The organism is Methanomassiliicoccales archaeon (genome assembly GCA_038740345.1).
Lineage (GTDB): Archaea > Thermoplasmatota > Thermoplasmata > Methanomassiliicoccales > UBA472 > JAJRAN01.
In genome coordinates, this window is sequence record JAVYMA010000001.1 from 49,895 (window position 1) to 71,000 (window position 21,106).

25 protein-coding genes are annotated in these 21,106 nt (G+C 55.6%); 17 read left to right on the top strand and 8 right to left on the bottom strand.

Going from position 1 to position 21,106, the window contains the following annotated elements; genetic code table 11:
* Nucleotides 1-251: 251 nt before the first annotated feature.
* Entirely contained in the window at nucleotides 252-824 is a 573-nt protein-coding gene (locus QW520_00260; GenBank protein ID MEM0448244.1) for a DNA-3-methyladenine glycosylase I, read from the bottom strand.
* Nucleotides 825-1,026: 202 nt separating this feature from the next.
* Here QW520_00260 and QW520_00265 point away from each other — a divergent pair, with 202 nt between their 5' ends.
* The 11 genes from QW520_00265 to pheA all read left to right on the top strand — a co-directional run bounded on the left by QW520_00265 (nucleotide 1,027) and on the right by pheA (nucleotide 9,916).
* A complete protein-coding gene (locus QW520_00265; GenBank protein MEM0448245.1) occupies nucleotides 1,027-1,404 on the top strand; it encodes a winged helix-turn-helix domain-containing protein in 378 nt (125 codons plus the stop codon).
* Nucleotides 1,405-1,589: 185 nt separating this feature from the next.
* Nucleotides 1,590-2,453, top strand: a complete 864-nt coding sequence (gene hisG, locus QW520_00270; GenBank protein MEM0448246.1) for an ATP phosphoribosyltransferase — start codon at nucleotides 1,590-1,592, stop codon at nucleotides 2,451-2,453.
* Between the two features lie 36 nt (nucleotides 2,454-2,489).
* A complete protein-coding gene (gene hisC, locus QW520_00275) occupies nucleotides 2,490-3,515 on the top strand; it encodes a histidinol-phosphate transaminase (protein MEM0448247.1) in 1,026 nt (341 codons plus the stop codon).
* Nucleotides 3,506-4,105, top strand: a complete 600-nt coding sequence (hisH, locus tag QW520_00280; protein MEM0448248.1) for an imidazole glycerol phosphate synthase subunit HisH — start codon at nucleotides 3,506-3,508, stop codon at nucleotides 4,103-4,105. The genes hisC and hisH overlap by 10 nt, the downstream gene beginning before the upstream one ends.
* Nucleotides 4,102-4,812: a 1-(5-phosphoribosyl)-5-[(5-phosphoribosylamino)methylideneamino] imidazole-4-carboxamide isomerase gene (locus QW520_00285; GenBank protein MEM0448249.1), complete on the top strand. Its 711-nt coding sequence runs from the start codon at nucleotides 4,102-4,104 to the stop codon at nucleotides 4,810-4,812. Before hisH ends, QW520_00285 begins: the two co-directional genes overlap by 4 nt.
* On the top strand, nucleotides 4,809-5,360 hold the full coding sequence (locus QW520_00290; GenBank protein ID MEM0448250.1) for an imidazoleglycerol-phosphate dehydratase: 552 nt from the start codon (nucleotides 4,809-4,811) through the stop codon (nucleotides 5,358-5,360). Before QW520_00285 ends, QW520_00290 begins: the two co-directional genes overlap by 4 nt.
* Entirely contained in the window at nucleotides 5,360-6,112 is a 753-nt protein-coding gene (gene hisF / locus QW520_00295; protein MEM0448251.1) for an imidazole glycerol phosphate synthase subunit HisF, read from the top strand. Before QW520_00290 ends, hisF begins: the two co-directional genes overlap by 1 nt.
* Nucleotides 6,109-6,711, top strand: coding sequence for a bifunctional phosphoribosyl-AMP cyclohydrolase/phosphoribosyl-ATP diphosphatase HisIE (gene hisIE, locus QW520_00300; protein ID MEM0448252.1), 603 nt, complete (start codon nucleotides 6,109-6,111; stop codon nucleotides 6,709-6,711). The genes hisF and hisIE overlap by 4 nt, the downstream gene beginning before the upstream one ends.
* A 1-nt stretch (nucleotide 6,712) precedes the next feature.
* A complete protein-coding gene (locus QW520_00305; protein ID MEM0448253.1) occupies nucleotides 6,713-7,369 on the top strand; it encodes a histidinol phosphate phosphatase domain-containing protein in 657 nt (218 codons plus the stop codon).
* The gene (locus QW520_00310) at nucleotides 7,366-8,733 is read left to right on the top strand and encodes an aspartate kinase (GenBank protein MEM0448254.1); all 1,368 of its coding nucleotides are present in this window, start codon (nucleotides 7,366-7,368) and stop codon (nucleotides 8,731-8,733) included. The genes QW520_00305 and QW520_00310 overlap by 4 nt, the downstream gene beginning before the upstream one ends.
* Before the next feature lie 343 nt (nucleotides 8,734-9,076).
* Entirely contained in the window at nucleotides 9,077-9,916 is an 840-nt protein-coding gene (pheA, locus tag QW520_00315) for a prephenate dehydratase (protein MEM0448255.1), read from the top strand.
* On the opposite strand, the gene QW520_00320 is transcribed toward pheA, so the two are convergent.
* From QW520_00320 to QW520_00330, 3 genes are all read right to left on the bottom strand, one after another.
* Nucleotides 9,906-10,985: a pyridoxal phosphate-dependent aminotransferase gene (locus QW520_00320; GenBank protein ID MEM0448256.1), complete on the bottom strand. Its 1,080-nt coding sequence runs from the start codon at nucleotides 10,983-10,985 to the stop codon at nucleotides 9,906-9,908. The genes pheA and QW520_00320 overlap by 11 nt on opposite strands.
* A complete protein-coding gene (locus tag QW520_00325; GenBank protein ID MEM0448257.1) occupies nucleotides 10,982-11,563 on the bottom strand; it encodes a flavin reductase family protein in 582 nt (193 codons plus the stop codon). The genes QW520_00320 and QW520_00325 overlap by 4 nt, the downstream gene beginning before the upstream one ends.
* A gap of 92 nt (nucleotides 11,564-11,655) precedes the next feature.
* Nucleotides 11,656-12,192, bottom strand: a complete 537-nt coding sequence (locus QW520_00330) for a flavin reductase family protein (GenBank protein MEM0448258.1) — start codon at nucleotides 12,190-12,192, stop codon at nucleotides 11,656-11,658.
* A gap of 234 nt (nucleotides 12,193-12,426) precedes the next feature.
* Here QW520_00330 and QW520_00335 point away from each other — a divergent pair, with 234 nt between their 5' ends.
* Entirely contained in the window at nucleotides 12,427-13,218 is a 792-nt protein-coding gene (locus tag QW520_00335) for an S-methyl-5'-thioadenosine phosphorylase (protein MEM0448259.1), read from the top strand.
* A 97-nt stretch (nucleotides 13,219-13,315) separates the two neighbouring features.
* Nucleotides 13,316-14,641, top strand: a complete 1,326-nt coding sequence (locus tag QW520_00340; GenBank protein ID MEM0448260.1) for a response regulator — start codon at nucleotides 13,316-13,318, stop codon at nucleotides 14,639-14,641.
* 2 nt (nucleotides 14,642-14,643) lie between these two features.
* Here the strand turns inward: QW520_00340 and QW520_00345 are convergent, their stop codons facing one another.
* From QW520_00345 to gcvH, 3 genes are all read right to left on the bottom strand, one after another.
* On the bottom strand, nucleotides 14,644-15,120 hold the full coding sequence (locus tag QW520_00345; GenBank protein ID MEM0448261.1) for a peroxiredoxin: 477 nt from the start codon (nucleotides 15,118-15,120) through the stop codon (nucleotides 14,644-14,646).
* A 63-nt stretch (nucleotides 15,121-15,183) separates the two neighbouring features.
* Nucleotides 15,184-15,354 (bottom strand): hypothetical protein, encoded by a 171-nt coding sequence (locus QW520_00350; protein MEM0448262.1) that lies wholly within the window; start codon nucleotides 15,352-15,354, stop codon nucleotides 15,184-15,186.
* Nucleotides 15,351-15,734, bottom strand: a complete 384-nt coding sequence (gcvH, locus tag QW520_00355) for a glycine cleavage system protein GcvH (protein MEM0448263.1) — start codon at nucleotides 15,732-15,734, stop codon at nucleotides 15,351-15,353. The genes QW520_00350 and gcvH overlap by 4 nt, the downstream gene beginning before the upstream one ends.
* Before the next feature lie 225 nt (nucleotides 15,735-15,959).
* Here gcvH and QW520_00360 point away from each other — a divergent pair, with 225 nt between their 5' ends.
* The 3 genes from QW520_00360 to QW520_00370 all read left to right on the top strand — a co-directional run bounded on the left by QW520_00360 (nucleotide 15,960) and on the right by QW520_00370 (nucleotide 19,736).
* Entirely contained in the window at nucleotides 15,960-16,409 is a 450-nt protein-coding gene (locus QW520_00360; GenBank protein MEM0448264.1) for a (2Fe-2S)-binding protein, read from the top strand.
* A 113-nt stretch (nucleotides 16,410-16,522) separates the two neighbouring features.
* Complete coding sequence (gene hypF, locus QW520_00365; GenBank protein ID MEM0448265.1) at nucleotides 16,523-18,706, top strand: carbamoyltransferase HypF; 2,184 nt, start codon at nucleotides 16,523-16,525, stop codon at nucleotides 18,704-18,706.
* Nucleotides 18,707-18,722: 16 nt separating this feature from the next.
* Nucleotides 18,723-19,736 (top strand): Ig-like domain-containing protein, encoded by a 1,014-nt coding sequence (locus tag QW520_00370; GenBank protein ID MEM0448266.1) that lies wholly within the window; start codon nucleotides 18,723-18,725, stop codon nucleotides 19,734-19,736.
* Nucleotides 19,737-19,751: 15 nt separating this feature from the next.
* Here QW520_00370 and QW520_00375 read toward each other — a convergent pair whose 3' ends face one another.
* Entirely contained in the window at nucleotides 19,752-20,030 is a 279-nt protein-coding gene (locus tag QW520_00375) for a hypothetical protein (protein ID MEM0448267.1), read from the bottom strand.
* A gap of 76 nt (nucleotides 20,031-20,106) precedes the next feature.
* On the opposite strand from QW520_00375, the gene QW520_00380 reads away from it, so the two are divergent.
* On the top strand, nucleotides 20,107-21,063 hold the full coding sequence (locus QW520_00380; GenBank protein MEM0448268.1) for a calcium/sodium antiporter: 957 nt from the start codon (nucleotides 20,107-20,109) through the stop codon (nucleotides 21,061-21,063).
* The last annotated feature ends 43 nt before the right edge of the window (nucleotides 21,064-21,106 follow it).

Below are 21,106 nucleotides of genomic sequence, written 5' to 3' on the forward strand. Positions count from 1 at the left end.
ATTAGAGAAGCTATTAGATTATGTAGCGCGGGTGGGGGAAACGGGAGGTTTCTTCCATTAGCATCACTAACTTTCTAATAATTGCGGATGCTGGTCGTCAAGGAATTTCCTTGTCTATACTATTCCCCGGCTTTTAAATTCGCTCTACTCTGTCGGAGTTCAATCGATGAAGGTGCAAAGCCTGCCCTTGACCAAAAAACCACTATCAGAAGGATGAGTGGGGGTTGGGATCGCTCAGCCACAGTCATGATTCAAAGCCCGATGAGCTCGCGGTGGCGGAAGCAACTGACCAGATGGTCATTGACCATGCCCACGGCCTGCATGAAAGCGTAGCATACGGTGGGGCCTACGAAGCTGAATCCCCGGGCCTTGAGAGCGGAACTCATGGCCCGGGATTCAGGTGTCTCAGCGGGCACGTCCTGCAAAGATCGCCAATGATTATGCCGCGTCTTCCCTCCCACGAAGGACCAGAGGAACTCCCCCAAGCTCTCCCCTCGCTCCCACATTTTCAGGACGCACCTGGCGTTGTTCACCGTGGCCTGGATCTTCAGACGGTTGCGCACTATCCTGGGGTTGGCGAGAAGCTCTTCGATCTCAGCCTGGCTAAACTCCGCCACCCTCTCTACGCGAAAGCCCCCGAAGGCCTGTCGAAAGGCCTCCCGCTTGCGCAGAATGGTTATCCAGCTCAGACCTGCCTGCATGCAGTCCAGGGTGAGGTGCTCGAACAGCTCCTGGTCATCATGGACGGGCGTGCCCCATTCCTCATCGTGATACTTGCGCAGTAGGTCGTCATACCTCCAAGGGCAGCGTTCGACGTCAGCCATCGCCACCTCATCATATGAGAGCATGATATCCCTTGCGGCCGCTAGCTATGTTACCCCTATCGATAATGAGAAATTTCGTCTCTTGAGATAGCAAGATTGAACGTCTGGATTTATAATAATCACTCGTATCAAAATTGATTCTCAACTCTGATATCTTAAATATTAAGCACGCGGCTCAATGCTATAAGCGAGGGATTCCAAGATGCAAGCTTTGGAAACTTCAAGTCTGCTGACCGAGGAATACTCCATCAAGGTACTGGTGGCGACCATGGGACTCCCCAAGAGCGTCAACGAGCTGAGTGAGAAGCTGGGGATACCCATAGCGGCGTGCTACCGGAGGATCCGCTCGTTGGAAAAGGCGGGACTTCTATATTGCGTGGACCGGGGGCTGACGCAGAAGGGCAAGCGCGTGAGCCTCTATAAGGCGAAGATCAAGAATGGCATGATACTGCTGGAGAAGAACAAGGTGCGGGTCAAGCTGGATATGATCGATGGCAGCGTGGAGAGCTACGATTACGATGCCTTGACCTCTTCACCCTCGAAAGAAAGCGAGAAGCCGATAGGAACCAGGTGCGATTGAAGGAACAGGGCGCGCTCGCGGGAAAGCTTTCCTCCTATCTCCCTAAACCTTCCCCCCCCCCCCTCTTCCGTCGGGCCGCGCCCCTTAATTTCTTGAATCTGTTTGCCTAATCCAGTCTTTTGGTTTCTATTAGTTGATTTTAAGTATGCATTGGTCATTGCGTCTCCTGTTGTCAAGGTGAGATATTGACGCTGCGATTGGCCGTGCCGAATAAGGGAAGGCTGAGCGAACGCTCGGTGCAGATTCTGAGGCAGGCAGGCCTGGAGATCGAGGACTCGGAGGAACGGAAGCTCTTCGCCAACGTCAAGGCGCGAGACGTGGCGGTGATGTTTGTGCGCGCCTCTGACATCGTGAGCTTCGTGGCCAAGGGAGCGGTGGATGTGGGGATCACAGGCAAGGACCTTGTACTCGAAGCTGGATTGGATGTCAAGACCGTGTATGACCTCAACTTTGGGCATTGTAGGCTCTCCGTCGCCGCACCTGAATCCTCAGGGATAGAAAAAGTGGAGGACATAAAGGACGGCTCGGTGGTCGCCACCTCCTTCCCTAGCATGACGCGCAAATACTTTGAGAAGCAAGGGAAGAAGGTGGAGATAACCACCATATCGGGTGCAGCGGAGGTAACTCCTCACATTGGAGTGGCCGACCTCATCGTGGACCTGGTATCCTCGGGCTCGACCCTGAAGGTCAATCACTTGAAGGAGGTGGCGGTGATCGCGCGCTCCAACGCCGTGGTCATAGTCAACCCGGAATCTTACCAGAGGAAGAGGGATGAGATCGAGGAGCTGGTCTCGGCCATAGAGAGCGTGGAGAACGCGGCCAACAAGAAGTACCTCATGGCGGACGTGCCGGTGAAATCATTGGAAGCGGTGCGCAAGTACTTCCCTGGGATAGCGGGCCCCACGGTGATGAACATCGCCGGGCGGGATGATGTGGTGGCGGTGCACGTGGTCATAGACAAGGACAAGGCCTATGAGGCTATCACCCGACTGAAAAGGCTAGGGGCTACAGGAATACTCATCGTCCCTATAGATCGCATGGTCCCCTGAGGTGATCCGCTGAGAGAGGAATGGCAGAGGTCTACGGTGCGTGACATACCGCTTTACTACAATCCCAAGGTCTCCGGGCTGCGCATGGACACTTCCACCAATCCCTTAGGCGCCAACCCTGCGGCCAGGGAAGCGCTGCGCGAATGCATGGAGATGGACCTGAATCAATACCCTTCGCCCTATTCCGACGCCCTGAGGTCGGCTTTGGGGGAGCTTTACCATCTCCCGCCTGAGGACTTCGTGGTGGGCAATGGCTCGGATGAGGCCCTGGACATAATATTCAAGAGCTTTGTGGAGCCAGGAGAGAGCGTGGTGCTCCCCTACCCTGGCTATTCCTTACATTCATTCTTCGTCAAGGTGAACGCGGGCAGACCTGTATTCATTGATCTAACAGAGGACTTCCAATTGGATGTGGATGCTCTGAACCGCGCGGGAGGCAAAGTGCTGTTGCTCTGCAACCCTAACAATCCCACTTCGAACACCTTCCGCAATGATGACATAGAAGCTCTCATCGAGAGCGTGCCGGAGAGGATAGTGGTGGTGGATGAAGCCTATGGTGAATTCGCCGGCAAATCCTTCATACCTCGAGTGGAGGATTACGAGAACGTCATAGTCACCCGCACCTTCTCCAAGGCATATGCCTTGGCGGGCATGCGCATAGGATACGCCGTTTCCAACCCCGAGTTGGCGGGAGTGATGCAGCGAGTCAAGATACCTTATTCCTTGAATCGCGTCTCCGAGGCCGTGGCCATCAAGGCATTGAAGGACCAGGATTTCCTGAGGCGCAGCGTGGAGGTGGTGAACCAAGGGAGAAGGCAGCTGGAACATGGATTGACCGCTCTCGGCTTCCACGCCTTCCCCAGTGAGGCCAATTTCATCCTCTTCCGAGGGGATGTCGACCACCGGGAGCTGGTGGAATCGCTAGCCAGGAAAGGCGTCATGATCCGCGACTTCGGGGACAGGAGGAGATTGGAAAACTGCGTGCGCACCACCATCGGCACCGCATGGATGAACGATCTGCTGCTCAGCAAGCTGGAGGAGGTGTTGCGCGAATGCCAGTGAGCATGGCCATTGCCGACTACGGGGTGGGGAATCTGCATTCCATACGCAAGGCCTTGGAGATATGCGGGGCCAAGCCCTACATCGTTAGAGACATGGAGGAGCTGCTAGGAGCGGAGTGCATCGTGCTCCCAGGGGTGGGAGCGTTCGACAAGGCCATGGAGCGCCTGCTTCCGGTGAGAGATAGGCTTCTGGAGAGGCTGGAGGACGCCACCCCTTGCCTGGGCATCTGCATAGGCATGCAGATCCTGTTCGAGTCCAGCCAAGAGGGGGGCTCGCCTGGATTGGGATTCTATAAGGGAAAGGTGGTCAGGCTCAAGGCGGAGCGGGTGCCGCACATGGGATGGAACTCGGTGCGGAGCGAGGACCGCATAATGGATGGCATCCCCTCTCCCTACTTCTACTTCGCGCATTCATATCACGGCATGCCTAGTGAGGACATTACCATAGGAAGCACGGACTACTTCGGCCAGGTGCCTACCCTATTCCTTAAGGGTAACACCTATGGTACGCAGTTCCACCCCGAAAAGTCCTCCCTCTCAGGCATGAGGTTCTTGCGCAACTTCGTTGATTTCGCGGAGGCTTGCCTATGATGGTGCTTCCCGCGGTTGATATATTAGAGGGGAGGGTGGTCCAGCTGGTGGGAGGCAAGCCCGGCACGGAGCAGATCGTGCTGCCCGATCCAGTGGAGGTGGCCCTGGATTGGGAAAGGAAGGGCGCGCCCATGATCCATGTGATAGACCTAGATGGCGCATTCGGCAAGGGTGGCAATCCCCATATCATAAGAAAGATGCTTCAGTCCCTGAGGATACCGATGCAGATCGGAGGGGGAGTGCGCTCCACCGCCATCGTGGACCAGTACCTCGAATGGGGAGCGGCCAGAGTGATAGTGGGGACCAGGGCCATCTCGGACCCCAATTGGCTGCGGGAGATCGCCCAACGCCACCCAGGGAAGATCGTGCTAGCTTTGGACGTGGCCAAAGGGCAGTTGCAGGTCAAGGGATGGCAGGAATCCGCGCGAATCGCCCTGGAGCAGATATTCGAGCTTATTCGCCCGCTTCCTCTGGCAGCGGTGCTGCACACCGATGTGGACGTGGAGGGGAGGGCACAAGGAATAAATGCCAAGGAGGTGCGTAGCTTCGTGGAGCGCTGCCCGCACAAGGTGATCGCCTCGGGGGGCATAAAGGACCTGGATGACATCAAGGCTTTGGAGTCTCTGGGAGTGGGGGCGGCCGTGGCCGGCATCGCTCTCTATACCAAGCGGATCGATCCCGCGGATATCTGGAGGAGAGGAAGATGAAGCGCGAGTCCATTGTGGAGCGCAAGACCAGGGAAACCGAGATAAGAATCGAGCTCAACATAGATGGGAAGGGCAAGGCCGAGGTAGAGCTAGAGGACCAGTTCCTACGCCACATGCTGGAGTCCCTGGCCAAGTACGCCTCTTGGGATCTTAGGGTGAAAGGGAAGGGGGACAACGAGCATCATCTCCTGGAGGATGTGGCCATAGTATTGGGCATGGCCCTGAAGGAGTCCATAGGAGAAGGACCGATAGAGCGCATAGCCTCGGCTACCGTCCCCATGGATGACGCTTTGATCACCGTGGCCTTGGATCTGATCGACAGACCCTATGTGGATATCGAATGCCCCAATGCCTTATACCATCATTTCCTGCGCTCATTGGCCATGTCCTCGGGGATGACCTTGCACGTGGTCAGGATACGGGGGTTCGACGAGCACCACCTGGTAGAGGCGAGCGTGAAGGCCCTAGGCTTGGCGCTGAGGAGCGCATTGAGGCCCAGGGATCGCTTGCTTTCCACCAAATCCCAGCCCAAAGTGAGGAGGAGCTGATGCTGACCAAGCGCATCATACCCTGTTTGGATGTCAAGGACGGGGTGACGGTCAAAGGAGTCAACTTCATGAATCTGCAGGAGGTGGGCGACCCTCCCGAGATGGCCGCCGCCTATGAAGCCCAGGGAGCGGATGAGATAGTCTTCTTGGACATTTCGGCCTCGGCCGAAGGACGCAAGACCCTGATGCACGTGGTGGAGAAGACCGCCGAGCGCCTCTTCATCCCCCTGACGGTGGGAGGAGGGATACGCAGCCGGGAGGACATGCGCACCGCCCTAAATGCAGGGGCGGATAAAGTATCGATCAACACCATAGCCGTCCAGCGACCGGAGGTCATCAGGGAGTGCGCCGAGGACTTTGGCAGCCAATGCGTGGTGGTGGCCATCGATGCCAAGCGCGAGGGGTCTAGCTGGAAGGTCTACACCCACGGGGGCAGGAAGCGAACCGAGCTGGATGCCATCGAGTGGGCGGTGAGGGCGCAGGAGCTGGGGGCAGGGGAGATACTGCTCACGAGCATGGACGCTGACGGCACCAAGGATGGATATGACATCCCTTTGACGGAGAAGGTGGCGGAGGCCGTGGACATCCCCGTGATAGCCTCAGGGGGATGTGGCAGCGCCGAGCACATATTCCAAGTGCTCAAATGCACTAAGGCGGAGGCAGCTTTGGCCGCCTCCATATTCCACTATGGCGAGCTCACGGTGGGCCAGGTGAAGAGCTATTTGCGGGAGAGGGGAGTGAGGGTGAGATGACGGAGCTCAAGTTCGATGAGAAGGGACTCATACCCGTCATAGTCCAGGATGCCCTGACCTCAGAGGTCCTGATGATGGCCTACGCCAATCGCGAGGCCTACGAGAAGATGCTGCAGACCGGACGCACTCATTTCTATTCTCGCTCCCGGGGAAAGCTGTGGATGAAGGGAGAGACCTCAGGACATGTGCAGGACATAGTTTCCATGCAGGTCGATTGCGACCGCGACTGCTTGCTGGTGCGCGTGAGACAGACGGGTGTGGCGTGCCATTTGCAGCGCCCTAGCTGCTTCCAGGATCTGGTATACGGCGAGCTGGAGGGCACTTCCGCCATAATCCCCGAGCTGCAGAGGGTAATAAAGGAGAGGAAGGAAAGTCCGAAGGAGGGCAGCTACACCAACTCCTTACTCGCCAACGAGGACAAGATGCTCAAGAAGGTGGTAGAGGAAGCAGCGGAGGTGGCCTTGGCCTGCAAGTCGCAGGACCAAGAGGCGCAGCACCGGGAGGTGGCGGACCTCATATATCATCTGATGGTGGTGTTGGAGGGAAAGGGTGTGGATATGGAAGGGGTGTACCGCGTGTTGTGGCAGAGGAGGAAGTGAGATGAGGATCGATCTCCACACCCACACCCTCCTCTCCGACGGAGAGCTCATCCCCATCGAATTGGCCAGGCGTGCGGCGGTGAAGGGACATAGCGCCCTAGCGGTAACCGACCATGCCTCCCTCTCCAATCTGGAGAGATTGATAACAGAAGCCCGGAGAGACGTGGAGCTGGCCTCGGATTATGGCCTGGACCTCCTAGTGGGGGTGGAGATAACGCATGTCCCGGCTAGGCAGATAGACAGGGTGGTCAAGGAAGCTAGGAGGAGGGGAGCGGAGATCATCGTCATACATGGCGAGACGGTAAGCGAGCCGGTGGAGAAGGGCACTAACCTGGCAGCCGTATCCAACCCAGAGGTGGACATATTGGCGCATCCCGGATTCATAACCCAGGAGGAGGCCGAATTGGCGGAGAGGAACGGGGTGGCCTTGGAGATCACCGCCCGGCGCTCACACAATCCCACCAACGGCCACGTGGCCCTCATGGCCATGAAAGCCGGAGCCATGATGGTGATAAACACCGACGCCCATTCCCCCTCCGACCTGATCGACCAGGAAGGGGCGCTCATGATAGCGCGCGCCGCCGGCCTGCCAGAAGAGGAGGCCAGGAAGGCGGTGCAAATCACACCGAAAGAATTGGTCAGGAGGGCAAGGTCATGAAGGTGATGAAGTTCGGAGGGTCTTCGCTCAAAAGCGGAGAGGCCATGAAGCGGGTGTGCCGCATCATAGCCGCGGACGAGGAGCTGAAGGTGGTGGTGGTGTCCGCCCTGTCCGGGGTGACGGAGGAGCTCATTCAATTCATGGGGCAGCTGCGCAAGGAGGACGAGATCGAGGCCTTCATAAAAGGGATGGAAGAAAAGCACATCTCTCTTCTTAGGGACAGCGTCTCATCGGAAACGATAAGAAAGGAGGCCTGCGCCAAGATCAAGGACAAGCTCACCCGCCTAGAGCGGGCGCTGTACGGCTTCGTCTATCTGGAAGAGCTGACGCCTAGGACCAAGGATATAATCCAATCATTGGGAGAGAGACTTTCCGTGGTTTTGGTGGCCGCGACCTTGCAGGACATGGGAGTTAAGGCGGTGGCCATCGATGCCGACGAGCTGGGCATAATCACTGACGGTGTATATGGAGGAGCGAGCGCGTTGCTCGATGCCACGGCCAAGAACATCTGCCCCCGCATCCGCCACATGTTCGACAGGGGCGAGACCCCTGTGGTCACGGGGTTCTTCGGCCGTACTCCCGAGGGACATGTGACCATCTTCGGACGCAACGGCTCCGATTACTCTGCAGCGGTTATCGCCAACGCCCTGAACGCCGATTCTTTGGAGATATGGAAGGATGTCGACGGCTTCATGTCCGTGGACCCTAAGATCGTAAAAGAGGCGGTGCCTTTGGACACTTTGTCCTACGACGAGGCCGCCGAGCTATCCTACTTTGGGGCACAGGTATTGCATCCCCGCACGGTGGAACCGGCGCGCATGAAGAACATAACCATCTATGTCAAGAACGTCTTCAAGCCTGAACTGAGAGGCACGGCCATCAAGCCCTCGGGGGTGCAGAAGGCCCAGGGCATAAAGTCCATTTCCTTCATGAAGAACATGGCCATCATCAAGATCTACGGTGCAGGAGCGGGCTATAAGACAGGCGTCATCTCGGAGATATCCAGCAAGCTCACCGAGGCGGACGTTAACATCTATTCCGCCGCCACCTCTCAGACCTGTGTGGCCTTCCTCATCTCCAAGAACGACCTGGCCATGGCGCAAAAGGCGCTGGAGGCCTCGAAAAGAGGGGTGATAGAGAGGATAGAGACGGTGGACGACATCGCCCTCTTGTGCGTAGTAGGAGAGGGGTTGGGGTACGAGAAAGGCATCGCGGCTCGCGTCTTCACCGCCGTGGCCCGGGAAGGCGTGAGCGTGAACATGATCTCTGCTGGTGCCTCGCTGGTGGCGTACCATTTCACCGTAGACCGGAAGGACCTGGAAAGGACCACGAGGGCGATCCACAAGGAGTTCTTCGGGGGGTGAGGCGAAGCTGGGGAGAGCGCCGAACCCTTCAGCTCAAGGGTCCATCATTGACTTGACGTAGAGGGCCGACCGCCTTGTCAGGAGAAGCCGCTGACCCCGTTGGAGCCTGAGATAAGGAGGTGGAATCAAGTTTGGCTCTGGGCGGCAGGATCATGACGGCCGGCCCTGGATGATACTATGCTTCGATTTAAGTTGGATGTATCATCCAACTATTGTAATTTATTGGTAATATTTATTCTATTTCATTATGCCGTTCAGACTTTTGAAAAATCTCCTTCCTTTGCCGTCGCAGGTTTTCAGCGCATGCCTTTTCTAAGCGGAAGACATTGGCACAAGATGTATTATGAGCGCGAAAAGGAAGGTAGCCTTTCAGGGTGTGAGGGGAGCATACAGCGAGGACGCGGTGCATTCGTATTTCCACAATGAGGTGGAGACCGTGCCCTGTAGCGAGTTCGAAGAGGTCTTTCGCAAGGTGGAGACGGGAGAAGTCACACATGCCGTAGTGCCTGTGGAGAACTCTTTGGAAGGGAGCGTGACCACCGTCTCCGACCTGCTCCTGGACAGTGATCTCACCGTAACTGGCGAGATCCTGATCTGGGTGCGCCATTGCCTCATAGGCCACCCTCAAGCAACCCTGCAGGACATACGCAGGGTGTACTCGCATCCCCAGGCCCTAGGGCAGTGCAGGAACTACCTGACCTCTCATCCCGAATGGGAGAAGGTGCCCGCATACGATACCGCTGGCAGCGTGAAGATGATCAAAGAAAGGGGCTTGAAGGAAGAAGCGGCCATCGCCTCGCGCCGGGCTGCCTCCACCTATGGCATGAAGATACTGGCCGAGGACATCCAAAGCGGTCAGCGGAACTTCACTCGCTTCTTCGTGCTGGAGAAGAGCGCATCCTTTCCCTCCGAAGGAGACAAGACTTCACTCGCCTTCAGCACCAAGAATATCCCTGGAGCCCTTTACAAGTGCATAGGGGTGTTCGCTGAGCGTGGCGTGAACCTCAGCAAATTGGAATCTCGGCCTAGGAGGGGAAGGACGTGGGAATACGTGTTCTATGTGGACATCGACGGCCATGTCTCTGAACCGCAGGTAAGGGATGCCCTCACCGAGCTGGTCACCAAGGCCTCTTTCGTGAAGGTTTTTGGCTCATACAGGCGCGCCAAGGAGCCTAGCTCCTAGAATCCGAGGAGCGGAGCACATGAAGGATGTTCTCCAGACCTTGGCTAAGCTCTTGCCCTTCCAAGCTGAAGGTCATCCTTACACTCCCTGGTATCCCGAAATACCTGCCCGGGCAGACCGCAGTGGAACGATGGCGCAACAGTCGTTGGGCGAAGACCTCGTCATCCAGGCCTGCTGGAAGATGCAGTAGCAGATGTAGACCGCCATCGGGCTCGGTGATCTCCAGACCTGAATCCTCAGCCCAATCCCTGATCAAAGGGAGGTTCCTGCTGGATATCCTCAGCACGCGCTCGCGGAACCAATCTTTGCGCTCCAGGGCTGCAATGGCTATCTCCATGGAGCGCGATGGTAGACGCCAGGAGGAATATAGGCGGGATTCGTTCACCCTTTTCGCCACTTCCTCCGGTCCGATGAGCCAGCCCACGCGCAGCTTCCCTAGGCCGAAAAGCTTGGACATGCCATTGGTAATCACGCAATTATCGCCTAGAAGAAAGGCAGACCTGGGGGGGCGAGAATAGCACATCTCGCGGTAAACCTCATCGACAAGCACGAAGGCTTCTTGCTCCTCCGCTACTTCGATGATCGCTCTCATTTCCTCATCGTCAATCCTCTTTCCACTGGGATTGTGCAGATTGGTCAAAGAGACGACCTTTGCCCCTTTCTTAAGATCCCTTTCCAGAACCTCAATATCCGGTGAGAAGTCGTTCTCCTTCTTCCGCGGCACCATCCCGAAGGCGCTGAAGAATGCTTTCGTGCAGGCGCGCATAGGGGCATATGTCGGCTCCTCAATGAGCCCCATGTCCTTGCGGGAGAAGCAGGACTCGTACAAAGCGTAATTCGCCGCCTGCGCTCCTGGGGTTAGGGCTATCTTCGAACGCTCCGCGCCATAAGCTCTGGAGATGGCTTCGTAGAGACGTTCCTCCGCCTCGAACTCATCTATCTCCCAATCGTTCACCTTTGGTCGGAAGCCTTCTTCATAAGGCTCTGGTGCACCCGATCTATCCATGTCTATGCAGGCGCCGCGGCACCGCAGAAGCCATTCCTCCAGCAGGAACGGCTCGAACCTCATTCCTCCTTGCCCTTGAGGCATTTCTCAGCCAGCCGGTACTCTCCGTCCCAGAACAGGAGGGCCTTGGTGCGGTCGTAATCCTTTACCATGTCAGTGTGGACTATCTGCCCTAAGAACCAGGTATGGTCCCCTATATCCATCTCCCCCTGATGCACCGAATACATGGTCTTCTTCTTCCCTGAAGAGAGCTTCTTCACCTCAATGTTCAGAGGGCATTCCTTGACTATGGGCGAGGCCACCCTCCTTCCTTTCTGCGGCGTGAGACCTGCCTCCTTGAACTTGTTCTTCCTGGCACCCGCTTCCCTGCCGCATATTTCCACTGCTTGGAGAAGCTCAGCCGTGGGCACGTTTATGGTGAAGTCCTCAGAATCCGCGATTAGGCGGTACATGTTCCTGGAGGTTTTGATTCCTATCCCCACCACTATAGGGAACAGCGAGAAGACATTGAACATCCCGATAGTGGTCACATTCCAATCCTCCTCTTTCGAACCCGAACACACCAACATCACTGGTGCTGGGGGCAGCGCGGCGATAGCTTCCGACTGCTCCAAATCTATCCTCTCTGGCTCAGCGACCATTTTATCCACCTGCAGAACTATGTGCTGAACCTATTAAATAAAGCTTCTAGGGAATCGGCCCCAGAGGAAGATTCTCATCTTATCCTACGACTTCATCGCTTCCTGATGCAATTGCCTATGAGCCGGAACTCCCCTCCCCAATACATCAGGGCCCGCTCTCGGATGTCGCCATCCATGACCTGGGCGTGTACTACATCCCCCAGGAACCAGTAGTGGTCCCCAGCATCGAACACCTGACGCTTCCTGCACTCCAGGTTAACCAGGCATTCTTCCACGATGGGAGCCGATACTTTCTTCCCTGGAATGATAGTGAAGCCGCACTCCTCGAACTTGTTCACCTCACGGCCGCACTTCTGTCCGCAGAAAAGAGCCTCTTCCACCAGCTCCTTACCAGGAATGTTGACGGTGAAGTCATCATATTTGTTCAGGAGGTCATAGGTATAGCGGCAAGGAGATATTCCAATGCCTATCACAGGCGGATCGAAGGAGAATATGTGCACCAGTACAACGGTCATGACATTGCACTCCACGCATTCCCTGGCGTTGCCCACTCCGACTAATGCTACTGGGAACGCAGGGAAGCCCCTGCAGGCCATTATGGGGTTCACTTCCGTCTTATGGTGCGTCATAGAATTGAAAGAGGATGCGGTATGAATAATAAAACTAATGGCATTGAATCTTCGAAAAGCGATGAATCTTCAATTGTTACCCTCCCCCTCGCAGAAAGATCGCAGCCAAGGCAATATCGTGCGATGTAACAGGATGAGATGTTTTTGCCTTCTGCCCCGCAAACCTTTTTCAAGGGGGAAAGGGCCCTGCCTCATAACAATGATTTTTTATCCGCTACCTATTATGGCCAATATATGAGGCCGAAAGCACGGATAGGCATTATCGCCGGCACGGGTGTGGATGACCCAGATATGTTCAAACTCAAGGAATCGATCAAGATGGGCACGCCCTATGGTCCGCCCTCGGATGAGATAAGAATCGGCGAAATAGAGGGGGTGGATGTGGCCTTCTTGCCCCGCCACGGCCGTGGTCATGTGCTGCCGCCACATAAGGTGAACAGTCGTGCCAACCTGTGGGCCATGAAGGAGCTGGGCGTGGAGAGGATAATCTCCCCCTGTGCCGTCGGCTCGCTGCAGCAAGAATACAAGCCAGGGCAGATAGCTATACTTGACCAGTTTATCGATTTCACCAAGAATCGGGCCTATACCTACTATGATGGTGCGCGGACCATCCACGTCTCCACCGCCGATCCCTTTTGCTCCGAGCTGCGAGAGATATTCATAGGTGAGGCCAAGCGCAAGAGGATACCTCATCATAAGAAGGGCACATACGTGTGCATCGAAGGGCCTCGGTTCTCGACCCGAGCTGAGTCGCGCATGTTCAGGGCCTTTGCCGACGTGATAGGCATGACCCTATGCCCAGAGGCGCAGCTCGCCCGAGAGCTGGAGATGTGCTACCTCTCCTTGGCCATGATAACCGATTATGACGTTTGGGCAGAAAGGCCAGTGGATGTGGACACCATCCTCAAGACCATGTCCGAGAACATGCATCGGATAAAGGTCCTGCTCTGTTCTGCCTTACCTAAGATACCGGTGGAGAGGGAGAGGTGCGAGTGCCCTAACGCCTTGGAAGCTGCAGGTGCCTAGAGCGAAGCAGACGAATATTTAATATATAATCGCCCTATAATTTTGAAGAACGTTTCGTTCTTTCCCTCATGGAGGGGGCGCAAGGGAGAGGGGAAGTATGGCCACGATCCAAGCAGCCTACATAGACGACGAAAGACCCATGCTTGAGCTGGCCAAAGAGTTCTTAGAGATGGATGGGAGCCTCAAGGTGGATGTTTTCGATGTGGTCTATGATGCGTTCTCGGCCCTCTCCAACAAGAGCTACGATGTTATTGTATGCGACTATCAAATGCCTGAGATGAATGGCATTCAGGTGCTTAAAGTCCTGAGGGAAAATGGCGAAAGGGTGCCGTTCATACTCTTCACTGGGAAGGGACGTGAGGAGGTGGCCATAGAGGCTCTTAATTTGGGGGCGAATCGCTACATTCAGAAAGGAGGGGATGTGCGCTCTCTCTTCATGGAGCTGAGGCACGCCGTGGAGCAGCTCACTAAGCAGATGAGGGCAGAGTCGGAACTGGAGAGGAGCAATCGAGAGCTAGAGACGCTATTCAAGGCTACGGGCAAGCTCATGGGCGTTACTGATCTGGAGTCGATAGGCGACATAATGTACGAGGCGGTTCACAGGGTGCTTGAAGCGGACATGATCATCCTGTCCTCCTATGATCCCTCGACCAAGACGTTCATGACCGAGGCCGCTATCTTGGATGGGCACAGATTGGATCGCTCACATTTCAGTCCATCCACCATCCTTGAGAATAGGGAGTGCATGCAGAGCCAAGTGATCCATTCCAGTCAGCCAATCATCATCCCTGATCTGGATATCATGCGTAGAAGGGGCGGTGGCCTCTTGGATGAGGGGGTGCTGAAGCTTATTGAGGAGACAGGTGGGCACGCCAACAGACTACGATCCTGTGTGCTGCTTCCTTTGAGGTATGAGGGTGAAGTGATAGGCGTCCTTCAAGTGATGTCCCGCCTGGAACAGTATTTCTGCGAGAAGCATCTTCGCTTCCTCGAACCGTTGGCCTCCAACGCAGCGGCGGCACTGGCGCTCTCCAGGCTACATAAGGCGGCAAAACTCGAGCTGGAGAGGCGAGGACAGGCGGAGCTGCTCCGCACCCTCATGGCAGCCATGATAGATGCCTGTGAGAACGGCATCATGATCTGGCACTTCTCTGCCGGCAAGGGATCCATACATCCAGTGGTGTGGAATCCGGCGGCCGCGCGACTGCTATTCGGGAACGAGGGGGAGGGCTTTTCCACCCTGAAGGACTGCTCCACCTTACTTAGCCATGACCTGGATGCATTGGCGCGCGAAGCCCTGAGGAGAGGGCGCAGCATAAACATCCTGACAGTGAAGAAGAGTGGCCATGGCTCTACCCCTTTGGAGGTAACCCTGCTGCCCTTGAACGCGGAGCATATCGGTCTAATCATCATCGAGAGATGATCTTAGGGGTTTTGGGCATTGATTTCCCGTAAGGTGCGCAGACCCTCTTCTATGTGCTTCCGCGGCTGCATCTGGGAGGAGAAGACCATGCGGATGACGCCCTGCTTATCTATCAGGAAAGTCACCCTTCCAGGAGTGTGCGCCAGTCCCCAGGCCCCATACATATCCCGCACCTTGTTCTCCGTATCCGATAGCAGCTTGAAAGGCAGCTCGTGCTCCAAGGCGAACTGCTTGTGCGTGGCCACATCGTCCGCGCTCACCCCTATGACCTCCGCTCCCTCCTTCTGGAATTGCTCATGCATATCTCGGAACTCCCGTGCCTCCATGGTGCAGCCGGAAGTGAAGTCCTTAGGATAGAAATAGAGGACCACAGCCTTTCTCCCTATTATCTGACCTAGGTCCACCATGTTCCCGTCCTGATCTGGCAGGATGAAGGTCGGCGCTTTGTCCCCCACTCGAAGAGTCTTACTCATACCCATGGAGATGATACTTGAGCGCATAGGACTTAAATCTGATGCTATGATCACGATGGCGACATTCCTTCAAGATGCGTGGACTCGATTGAGATGGATGGAGAGGATGATGCCTTCACCGCCCAATCCTTTGAGTTCCGGAGACCTGAAGCGCCAGGGATGTGGGCTTCCGGCCGCCCTGGCTATTGCTAGATTCAGGGCCAGTCCAGCGCGGGATGGGATAGAAAAGTTGGGGTTCATTCTCCTATATGCTGCTTGTAAGCCGAGGGGGTCAGGAGACCTTCGACCTCGGATGGATCAGAGAGCTTCAAGAGGGCAAACCACCCTTTCTCGTAAGGACTTTCATTGATCAGCTGCGGTTTCTCCTCCAACCGAGAGTTGACCTCCACCACCTCTCCGCTGACCGGGGAGTATATCTCGGATACAGTTTTCACGCTCTCCACCACGCCCAAGGTCTCGCCCTTTCTGACCTGCTTCCCCACCTTAGGCAGCTCCACATAAACTATCTCTGTCAGCTCCGCTTGGGCATGATCTGTTATGCCCACGCGTGCCTTGCCTCCCTCGACCTTCAGCCATTCGTGTTCCTTAGTGTAGCGCAGTTCTTCTGGGATGAGGCTCATATTGTCTCCTCCTGGACGTATTCTCTTGGCAGACATATAGGTTTCCACTTCGCACGATTTTCTCCTCGGTGATATCATTTAAGGCAGCGGCTTGAGCTTAAGGGGTCAATTTTCTGAGAACGGCGGTGCCAGGAACCGAAAGAGCTTTTTCAGACCATTGAATTGGCTAGGGCTGCTGGAGGCAAAGAGAAAAGTTTAACCAATCAAAGAATGAATACGATGCCAATGGCTTTATGCATGATTTGCCAAAACGAGGGATTAGAGGTAGAAAGGATCACGGTGGCGAACCACGTTCGAGAGGAGTGTTGGCCCTTAAGCGATGATAAATGGTTCTATTGCGAAAACCCCGGTTGTGAGGTAATCTACTTCAATTCATCAGGCCGAGTCCTGAAGAAGAAGGATGTAAAGACCAGAGTGACTTTCAAGGAGAAGACTCCTCCCCGACCGCTATGCTATTGCAAGCAGGTCACGGAGGAGGATGTTATCAAAGCCATCGAATGTGGCGCGAGGACGCTTGAGGAAGTGAAAAAGGCCACAGGGATAGGAGGCGGAGGACAGTGCAAGATAACCAACCCTGCTGGCCGCTGCTGCTCTCGCAACTACCGGCCCTTCATCGAGAGAGAATTGGCCAAGCGAGGTTCGACAGGTAGCGCAAGCATTACCCTGCAGCCTTGAGTATCACCCCCTTCAAGCCATATATGCGCTTAGGATAGGGAGCACATTCAGGGACTGGCGGTACAAAAAGACAAACGATTTTATAGCCAGGGTATGTTGGATTGCCCGCTCCCATGAAGATCGTGGTTAGAGGTGTGGTGCAAGGAGTGGGCTTTCGACCGGCGGTACATCGCATAGCCTCATCCCTTGGCCTCAACGGCTATGTCCAGAATAACGGATCGAATGTGGTAATAGAGGTCGATCGGGACGTGGAGGAGCTGCTGCGGCGCCTGAGGGAGCAACTCCCACCCTTGGCTAAGCTAGAGCAGGTGGAGATAGTCCCCGGAAAACCGGCAGAGGAATTGGGGCCTGGCTTCCGCATAGTTCCGAGCCAAGCAGGGGCGAAGGGCGTGGGGATACCAAATGATGTGGCCATGTGCGACCGCTGCCGGGAGGAGATGCTCTCACCCTCAGGCCGACGCTACCTATACCCTTTCACCAATTGCACCGACTGCGGGGCCAGATTCTCCATTATTGAGGACCTTCCCTACGATCGTGAGAAGACATCCATGAGGGCCTTCCCTATGTGCTCACAATGCAGGAGGGAGTACGAGGACCCTTCTGACCGCAGGTTCCATCATCAGACCATCTCTTGCCCTTTTTGCGGTCCATCCTTCTACCTTCTAGACTGGCGAGGAAGGCGCATGGAGGGCGAGCCCATCCCCACCTTCGCCCGTTTGCTGCATCAAGGACGAATAGGCGTATGCAAGGGATGGGGAGGGATGCATATCTGCTGCACTCTAGAGACGCTTCCTCGACTAAGGCTCTGGTATCGCAGGCCAGAGAAGCCTTTCGCGGTCATGGTAAGGGACCTGGAGGCGGCGCTGCGCTACTCTTCCCCCAACCAAGAAGAGAAGGAGCAGATGCTCTCCTCCCACCGCCCTATCGTGCTGGTCCCAAAACGTCCTGGCCCCTTCGCGGACCTGATCTCGCCGGGTTTAAGCAACATCGGAATCTTCCTTCCCTACACCGAGATGCAAAACCTGCTCTTCTCCTATCTGGAAGAGGATGCTCTGATCATGACCTCAGCCAACGTCCCGGGGGAGCCTATGGTGCTGAGGGACGAGGATGCCCTTTCGCTAGGAGCGGATTGCTATTTGATGCACGACCGCGCTATCATCAATAGATGCGACGATTCGGTGCTTCGTGTCTACAAAGGGCACACCTTTTTCCTCAGGCGCTCCCGGGGCCATATACCGACAAGCTTGGAGATGCCTTTCAAAGGCACGGCGCTGGGCATGGGGGCGCAAGAGCATCTCGCAGGTGCCTTGGCGCATGAGGGCAGGCTATACCCCACTCAATACATAGGCGATGGCTCCTCCTACGGCGTGCTGGAGTTCATGGAGTCAGCGCTATCCTATCAGATGCGGCTCCTGGATGTGAATAAAGTCCAAGCCGTGGCCGTGGATCTTCACCCTGGCTACTCCACGCGCCGCCTGGGAAGGAGGTTGGCAGAGAGGTTTGAGGCAGAGGTCGTGGAGGTGCAGCACCATCACGCGCACGCGGCGGCTCTGATGCTCGATTCCTCCCTGGAGGAATTGGTGCTGCTAGCCGTGGACGGCACTGGTTATGGCACTGATGGTGTAGCCTGGGGAGGAGAGGTTCTCTACTCCAACTTGGATTCGTTCGAGAGGGTGGGCCATCTGCAAGAGATGCCTCTTTTGGGCGGGGAAAGGGCAGTGCATGATATCAAGCGCTTGGCCTTCGCCCTATGCGAGATGGCCGGCCTGGAGGCAACGATGTTTCAGGAGGATGAGACTGAGCTGCTGCGCAAGATGATGTCGAAGTCACCTAAGAGCACCTCCCTGGGGAGGTTGCTGGACGCTATCTCCTATCAATTAGGGGTTTGTCAGTATCGCACTTATGACGGCGAGCCGGCCATGAAGCTGGAGCCCCTGCTGGAGAGGGGCAAGGAGAGCGTGGAAATACCTTTGGTGCGCGAAGGGGATGTGATAAAGAGCGCGGAAATGTTCCGGGCAATGGTCGAATCCTCAGGGAGGAGAGAGGATAAAGCGCGTTCCCTGGTGAGGGCCGTCCTGCGCGGCCTAGTGGAAATTGCCGTGGAAGAGGCGAGGGAAAGAGGGATAAGAAGCATAGGAATAAGCGGGGGCGTGTCGTATAATTATACCATTACCTCCATGGTGCAGGAGATGGTGGAGCGGAGCGGGTTCACCTTCGTTTGCCATGATCGCCTTCCCAATGGCGATGGATGCATCGCGGCGGGCCAATGCGCCGTAGCTTTGAATAGGATGAGGTGAATTTGCCTTGGTCAAAATGAGAAGCGCCCATTCCTTCCACCTCCTTACTGCCATACTCATCATCTCCGCGCTTGTACTGCCCTTCTTCGCAGCCTCCGCATCCTTCGCTTCCACCTCCCCTGCTTCGAATAAGATGACGGATGGAGGATTGATCATAACCCAGCCTTTGAACGGCACGCGCCTGAACGTCAATTCCGTGACCGTAAAATGGTCGTTCCATTCGCCCACTCCCGAGAGGTTCACCTTCGAGATCAGCATCGATGGCGGACCATTAATCGTCAATTGGTCCTCCGACAGCTTGGCGCTGAAAGGATTGGAAGACGGATGGCATTTGGTCCAGGTGCAGGCTCTGGGCGAGCTTGGAACGCTGCACCAGGCGCAAGTGCGATTCTTCATCGACACCGTTCCTCCCACCATAATCTCGCGCTCCCCCACGGGAGAGATGGTTCCCGCCAACGCGGAGATTATGATATCCTTCTCCGAGGAGATGGAGCAAAGTTCCGTGATAGTTGAGGGCGTGGAGGGGTCGGTGACGTGGGGGGTGCGAGGCTTGGTTCTCAGCCCCTATGAGCCTTTGACGCCAGGAAAAGTCTATTTCGTGAGTGTGAGCGGAAAGGATCTGGCTGGCAATGATTTGGTGGAGGAGGGGTGGAGCTTCCGTGTCACCGATGAGGGCACGATAATAGGCGTTCTCAGGGATGAGCGCAACCGAAGCTTAAGCGGCGCCACGGTGAAGCTTCTATCCGCTGGGGAAGAGGTGGCCAATACCACCACCGATGCCTGGGGCAGCTTTAGCCTCACGGCGCCTCAGGGCCGATATGAGCTAGAGATTTCTGGCAAAGGCATTTTAACGGTCAGGATGAACGTGACGTTGACTCCCTCCAGCACCCTTGACCTAGGTTTCATCGAAGCGCAGAGGGTGAAGGTAGATCCCGTCGTCGTCTGGGCGCTGGTCATGATGGCTATCGTTCTGGGCTCTATATTGCTCATCCTTGTAGGCATGCGCCGAGAATCCCTTAGAAGAAGATGAGCCACTTGCGTCATTTTAAAACGCAATCAGGTGCTTCGTGCGAGAGTCCAGGCCTAGGGCTTTTACTTTACGCCTCTTCAATTCAACTTTAGCCTGAGACGCGGTTCCTTTTTTCATGACGCCAAAGGCATCTATGGATGGATTACTCGGCCCTTGGCGAAAGCTTTGCTCGGGACCAAAGGACATCCTTATGGCCATGACAGAGGAGCCCTTAGGCCGAGCTTGGGCGAGTTCTTCCGTGGCATAGAGGCTTGGCTTCAAGGAAGGAAGAGAGGTGACATCCTCAATAGGCATCGAAAGATGTCAGAAGTGAAGCATCATCAAGGATTGGCGGGCAGAAGTTAAATCGTCGGTGATCTAATCCCCAGCTGTGCTTGAGCAAGGCCTTATGCTTCTAGGCGGACTCATCTCGATATATTTAGGTGGACGTTGGCTAGTAGAGGGAGCTTCTCAATTGGCCGCAATATTGGGTGTCAGACCTATGATCATTGGGCTTACCATAATGGGCTTCGGAACCTCTTCTCCAGAATTGGCGCTGGGATTGCTGGCAAATGCGGAAGGTCTGGGATCGGTCTCGCTCGGTAACATTATCGGCTCCAATATCGGGAATGTAACTTTCGTCATCGCTGCTTCGGCCATCATCATGACGGTGGTCGTCGAATTCGACATCATAAGGAAAGAAGGGCTGGCCGCCGTAACTGGCGTGCTGATGCTATTCGCCTTCTCTCTCCTGGGCGGTATTGAATGGTGGGGTGGCTTTCTGATGCTAACCGCCTTCGCAGTATATCTCTTCCTTCTTTTGCGTGGCTTGGAAAGATGCCATCCCTCAAAGGATGTGACCTGCCAATTCGAGGACATGGAGGCTAAGAAAGGGGGGAGAGGAAGGGGTATCATTCTTATCCTCATCGGGCTCTTCCTTCTCCTGCTAGGCGCACAGATCGCCATCGATGGCGCGGAGGGTTTGGCGCGAGAGTTGGGAATAACAGAAGTTCTGATAGGAATAACCCTCGTTTCCTTCGGCACGACTCTGCCCGAGTTCACCGTGGCCGTGCTCTCCGCCTTGAGGAAGCGCCCCGATTTGGCAGTGGGGAATTTGTTGGGCACCATCACCTTCAACACATTGGTCGTCCTGGGAGCTGGTGCAGTGGTATCTGGCCGAATCGATGTGCCATATTCCGTGCTCATCACGGGCGTTCTTCCTATGATCACTTTCATGGGCTTGACCATCCTGATAATCTATACCAAGAATGCCATAGGTCGGAAGGCCGGAATGGCTTTGATCGCCTTGTACCTCGTCTATCTGGCAATGCTTATAGCGTATCAATGATGGATGAAGATGAGTGAGAGAGAGTAAATATCAAATAATGGAT

Excerpts from the sequence above, each read along its gene's own strand:
- QW520_00260 (MEM0448244.1), bottom strand. The coding sequence starts at position 824 with ATGGCTGACGTCGAACGCTGCCCTTGGAGGTATGACGACCTACTGCGC.
- QW520_00265 (MEM0448245.1), top strand. The coding sequence starts at position 1,027 with ATGCAAGCTTTGGAAACTTCAAGTCTGCTGACCGAGGAATACTCCATC.
- hisH (MEM0448248.1), top strand. The coding sequence starts at position 3,506 with ATGCCAGTGAGCATGGCCATTGCCGACTACGGGGTGGGGAATCTGCAT.
- QW520_00285 (MEM0448249.1), top strand. The coding sequence starts at position 4,102 with ATGATGGTGCTTCCCGCGGTTGATATATTAGAGGGGAGGGTGGTCCAG.
- QW520_00290 (MEM0448250.1), top strand. The coding sequence starts at position 4,809 with ATGAAGCGCGAGTCCATTGTGGAGCGCAAGACCAGGGAAACCGAGATA.
- hisF (MEM0448251.1), top strand. The coding sequence starts at position 5,360 with ATGCTGACCAAGCGCATCATACCCTGTTTGGATGTCAAGGACGGGGTG.
- hisIE (MEM0448252.1), top strand. The coding sequence starts at position 6,109 with ATGACGGAGCTCAAGTTCGATGAGAAGGGACTCATACCCGTCATAGTC.
- QW520_00305 (MEM0448253.1), top strand. The coding sequence starts at position 6,713 with ATGAGGATCGATCTCCACACCCACACCCTCCTCTCCGACGGAGAGCTC.
- QW520_00310 (MEM0448254.1), top strand. The coding sequence starts at position 7,366 with ATGAAGGTGATGAAGTTCGGAGGGTCTTCGCTCAAAAGCGGAGAGGCC.
- pheA (MEM0448255.1), top strand. The coding sequence starts at position 9,077 with ATGAGCGCGAAAAGGAAGGTAGCCTTTCAGGGTGTGAGGGGAGCATAC.
- QW520_00320 (MEM0448256.1), bottom strand. The coding sequence starts at position 10,985 with ATGAGGTTCGAGCCGTTCCTGCTGGAGGAATGGCTTCTGCGGTGCCGC.
- QW520_00325 (MEM0448257.1), bottom strand. The coding sequence starts at position 11,563 with ATGGTCGCTGAGCCAGAGAGGATAGATTTGGAGCAGTCGGAAGCTATC.
- QW520_00330 (MEM0448258.1), bottom strand. The coding sequence starts at position 12,192 with ATGACGCACCATAAGACGGAAGTGAACCCCATAATGGCCTGCAGGGGC.
- QW520_00335 (MEM0448259.1), top strand. The coding sequence starts at position 12,427 with ATGAGGCCGAAAGCACGGATAGGCATTATCGCCGGCACGGGTGTGGAT.
- QW520_00340 (MEM0448260.1), top strand. The coding sequence starts at position 13,316 with ATGGCCACGATCCAAGCAGCCTACATAGACGACGAAAGACCCATGCTT.
- QW520_00345 (MEM0448261.1), bottom strand. The coding sequence starts at position 15,120 with ATGGGTATGAGTAAGACTCTTCGAGTGGGGGACAAAGCGCCGACCTTC.
- QW520_00350 (MEM0448262.1), bottom strand. The coding sequence starts at position 15,354 with ATGAACCCCAACTTTTCTATCCCATCCCGCGCTGGACTGGCCCTGAAT.
- gcvH (MEM0448263.1), bottom strand. The coding sequence starts at position 15,734 with ATGAGCCTCATCCCAGAAGAACTGCGCTACACTAAGGAACACGAATGG.
- QW520_00360 (MEM0448264.1), top strand. The coding sequence starts at position 15,960 with ATGGCTTTATGCATGATTTGCCAAAACGAGGGATTAGAGGTAGAAAGG.
- hypF (MEM0448265.1), top strand. The coding sequence starts at position 16,523 with ATGAAGATCGTGGTTAGAGGTGTGGTGCAAGGAGTGGGCTTTCGACCG.
- QW520_00370 (MEM0448266.1), top strand. The coding sequence starts at position 18,723 with ATGAGAAGCGCCCATTCCTTCCACCTCCTTACTGCCATACTCATCATC.
- QW520_00375 (MEM0448267.1), bottom strand. The coding sequence starts at position 20,030 with ATGCCTATTGAGGATGTCACCTCTCTTCCTTCCTTGAAGCCAAGCCTC.